Source organism: Sphingomonas sp. (genome assembly GCF_013816785.1).
GTDB lineage: Bacteria > Pseudomonadota > Alphaproteobacteria > Sphingomonadales > Sphingomonadaceae > Sphingomicrobium.
On record NZ_JACDDV010000088.1, the window covers coordinates 1 to 3783 of the forward strand.

At 64.2% G+C, this 3783-nt stretch carries 5 protein-coding genes and 1 pseudogene; all 6 read right to left on the reverse strand.

Going from position 1 to position 3783, the window contains the following annotated elements; all coding sequences use genetic code 11:
• A pseudogene (locus H0W65_RS12040) lies at window positions 1–1074 on the reverse strand (hypothetical protein); the annotation flags it as partial.
• A gap of 14 nt (window positions 1075–1088) precedes the next feature.
• Window positions 1089–1358, reverse strand: a complete 270-nt coding sequence (locus tag H0W65_RS12230; protein ID WP_367120147.1) for a DUF1799 domain-containing protein — start codon at window positions 1356–1358, stop codon at window positions 1089–1091.
• Complete coding sequence (locus tag H0W65_RS12045) at window positions 1355–1819, reverse strand: hypothetical protein (protein WP_294007897.1); 465 nt, start codon at window positions 1817–1819, stop codon at window positions 1355–1357. The genes H0W65_RS12230 and H0W65_RS12045 overlap by 4 nt, the downstream gene beginning before the upstream one ends.
• 11 nt (window positions 1820–1830) lie before the next feature.
• A complete protein-coding gene (locus tag H0W65_RS12050) occupies window positions 1831–2784 on the reverse strand; it encodes a phage tail tube protein (protein ID WP_294007899.1) in 954 nt (317 codons plus the stop codon).
• A gap of 1 nt (window position 2785) precedes the next feature.
• Window positions 2786–3352, reverse strand: a complete 567-nt coding sequence (locus tag H0W65_RS12055; RefSeq protein WP_294007901.1) for a hypothetical protein — start codon at window positions 3350–3352, stop codon at window positions 2786–2788.
• A 69-nt stretch (window positions 3353–3421) separates the two neighbouring features.
• Window positions 3422–3783 (reverse strand): hypothetical protein (locus tag H0W65_RS12060; protein WP_294007903.1); only part of this gene is annotated, 362 nt, incomplete at its 5' end.

Here is a 3783-nt window from a genome sequence, read left to right on the forward strand (position 1 = left end):
ATAGGTGGCCTCGTCAATCACGAGGTTCGCGGCGAGCGCTTTCCCGAACCGATCCTTGCCGGCGAACCGCGTGTTGAGCTTGGCGAGCGCGGCGTCATATTTCAGGGTCGCCGCCGCCGCGCCATCCGTGGCGGCCGTGATCTCGCGTTGAATGACAGGGATATTCGCCAGCCGTTCGAGCGAGGCCGCGCTCCCGATCGCGGCGTCAAGCTGAGCGAGATCGGCGCGAAGCGAGGCCACGCGCGGCCCGATCTTGCCGCCGCCGAACGCGCCTTGTTCAAAGTCGCCGGACTGTTGAGCGAGGGCGCGCTCAAGAGAGGACTTGGCGATTTCGCGGTTCGCCCGCGCGAGAGTGAGAGCGGCGCGCGCATCGGCGAGCTTGGCTTGCTCGGCCTGATAGGTTGTTCGGATCGATTTCCGCTCAGCATCCTCAAGCTCGCCGATCGACTTGACGAGTTCCTTTGCGGACAAGGCCGCGAAATTGATCCCGTCGCCGAGGTCCTTTTGCGCCGTCTCGGCTTTCTTTGACGAGAAAAGCATTGTGCCGAGGACGCTCACGAGGGCGAGGGCGGCCGAGACGCCGATCCCTCCCATGATCACGCCAACCTTGCCGACCGTCCCTCCCATTTGAGACATTGCGAACCCGGTTTGCCCGGCTTGCTGAGCGAGGACTCGAATGAGATCGGTCCCGGAGCTGAGCTGAATTCCAACGTCCTGAATCTGTTGCCCAAGCTGAACCGTCCCGGCGCGAGTTTGCCCGAGGCTTCGCACAAGGCCGCCGTGCGCGGCGGCTTGCTGATTTGCCGAGGACACGAGCTTGCGGTTCGCCGCCTCAAGCCCGGCCGCGCCGCCAACTGCCCGGAATTCGGCCGCCGTCATGCGATCGGTGGAGGTCGTGGCCTTGTCCTGAGCGCCGGCAACGGTGGCGGTGGAACCGACCAGGCGTCCGGCCGAGGCGCTCGCTTTATCCTCGGCGGTGGCAAGCGTGTTGATCGATCGAGTGAGCTTGTCCCCGGCCGCCGACGCGCCTTGATCCTGAGCGCGAACAACAAGGCTTAGGTCGAAATCGGCCATTGACTATCCCTCGATCAGCGCCTCGCGCTCCATACCCTCAGCGATTCCCGCTCTAGGAGACGGATATCATTGAAAAGCTCAGGAGTCAGCTTAACGCCTAGAGCGGTCGCCGTTGAGCCGATCGCGGTATAGTCAAGGCCGGATCGGAAAGCGCCGGCCATGCCCGCGCCGATCCATTTCCATTGCGTCCCGAGTGCCATGAACATTCCCACGGCGGCCCGCATATCAGGCCAAACGGGGACGGTGGATCGATCGCGGGCGTGGCCGAACGCCTCAGGGTTCAGGCCGAAGCGTCGGCAATCCCGCTCGAATTCGTTTTCGTCGGCGTTTGTGGATCGTCCGCTCGCCCATTGCTCGGCGAGCCTTGCGAGTTTTTTTCCCGTATCTCCACGCGCCCACCGAGCGCGCTGAGATAGCGTTCGGTGAATGCCGCGCCGAACATGGGCGCTTTCAAGAGAAGGCCCATGTTCTCGTCATTCATGGTGACGGGCCGGCCGTTCGAGACGACCTTGCGCCACTCTTTCACCACGCGCTTGAAGATTTCCAGCTCGCCGGGAGCGTCCTTGTCCGGGAGGTCGAACGCGGCCGGGAAGAAGCGTTTAACCTCCTCCCGGTCCAGCAATTCCACCCTCAGCTCAACCTCGTGATCGGCCGGCTGAGACAGCTCGCTCTCGTTCTCGCCCTGCCTCAGGCCCGGCCATTTGATGGTGATCCAATGGAGCGGGCGATCGAGGAGGTCGAACATGGAGGCGGGCCTTACTTGCTTGTGAGAACAAGCTCGTCGTTACCAGCGACCGGGAGAGCTGTCACGGGGATCGTTGCCATAGCCTCGCCGGCTTCGTCATCGATCGTCACGTTGCCCGTGATTTGGAGCTTGGGCGTGTCAATCTGAACGATATTGCCGGCCACGTTCCCGTGGACGAGCTGCGCCGCCATGGTCGTTCCCGGCCGAATTTTGGTGAAATAATCCTTGGCGGTGAGGTCCGGGACTCGGATCACGATCGTTCCGCTGAACGGGCGTTCGCGCATGATCACCCGGTCGGCCGGTCCGATCAGGGAGCGGAATTGGAGATCGGCCCCGTTCGTCATGTTCCACGAGCGAAGCGCGGCGGCGTAGCCGTCAAGCACAAAGGTCGTGTTCTCGGACGAGGCGAGGACAGGATCAACATAGCCGGCGATCGTGGGATTGCCCGGCGCGGCCTGTTCGGCGAGCGTGGCCGGGGCGCGGCCGAGGAGCGTGATCAGGAAGCGCGGAAAGTCATCGTCCTCGACGGTGAAGCCGAAAGAGGCGCGCGCGCCGATCGTCTTGAGCAAGAGATCGTCGAGATAGCCCCAATGCGTGACGCTGATCGGATCGCTGAGCGGCTTTTGAACAACGCTGTTCGCGCCGGTGACGACGCCGGCGTCAAAGCCGGCCGGGCGAAGCGCTTTCATCCATGGCGGGACGGTCGTTCCGGCCACTACGCCGCCGCCGTGCATTTCCATTTCATAGGTTGCGCCGCGCCGGAAACCCGAGAGGAGCGTCGGGTTCGCGCCGAGATAAGCCTTTTCGATATTTCGGACCTTGCCCTCGGCGTCCATAAATTGCGGCTGATAGTTGAGGACTTGCAGCGCATCGGTCGCCACCACGGGCGCGGAGTCGGTCCCCTCAGTGACCTCCACCTTTTGGAGGATAACCTTGCGAGTCCAGTTCTTGATTGAGCCGGCCATTTTAGCGATCTCCCTCGTTTGCCGGCGTGGCGATGCCAGCCGCGCGCGCCGCTTCGATCATATCGACGCGAGCCTGATTGTTCTCGGCGGACGAGATATCGATCCCGTGAGCCGTGGCGATCGTTTCGAGATCGGCCGTTTTCATGTTCGAGCGGACGGGCGGAAAGGCCGCCTCCTCGTTCGCGAGGCGCTCGGCCTCGGCGCGCTTGTCGCCCTCCATGCGGGTCGCCGTGTCCGCGATCAGCTCGTCATCGATCACGCCGCCCGGATCACTCGTCTTGCCCTCAGCGACCAGGCGCTCGGCGCGGAGCCGATGATTGACGGGATAATCGCCGTCGAGCGCGATCCCCGTGTCCGCCTCGATCGAGGGCGGGCCGTGTTCGGCAACCTCGGGCGCTACGCCGTCCACGAGCGCCACGCCGTCGCCGATGATGGTCCCCGGCGCGGGCGGTGAGAGATCGGCCGCAAGGCCGTTCGTGGTGGAGGCCGAGCCGCCGGTCCCCGTGTCCGTTGCAGTCGTCCCCGTGGCGGTGGAGGTTGCGCTCTCGTTCCCGGCCGTGTCGTCCATGCCTAAGCTCCCTTGATTTCGGCCCGAAAGATAGGCGCGAGCCGGGGAGGCGATAAGTCCGAACGCCGGCTAGGCGAGCGAGGCGAGGCTCAGGCGATATGAGGTCGTCATGAGGACCTCGCCCCAAATGAGGCCCTCGCCGCTCGCGCGGAGCAAATAGCGCTGGAATTGGAGTTGCCCAAGCGCGCGCTCAGGGACCCAACCGAGGAGGATTCGGATCACCGCCTTGCGGGCGTCCTCAAGATCGTCCCCGGCCTTGCCGTCCGCGCGCTCGGCCGGGACGCAAAAGAGGATCGAGATCGTGACATTCACGCGCTGAACGAAATCGCCGATCGTCTTGTTCGGCTCGGCCGTCTCGCTCGCCACCGCCACGAACGCCGCCGGCGGGAGAGCGTTCATGCTCTCGATCGCGATCGTGGCCTCCTGCAAAT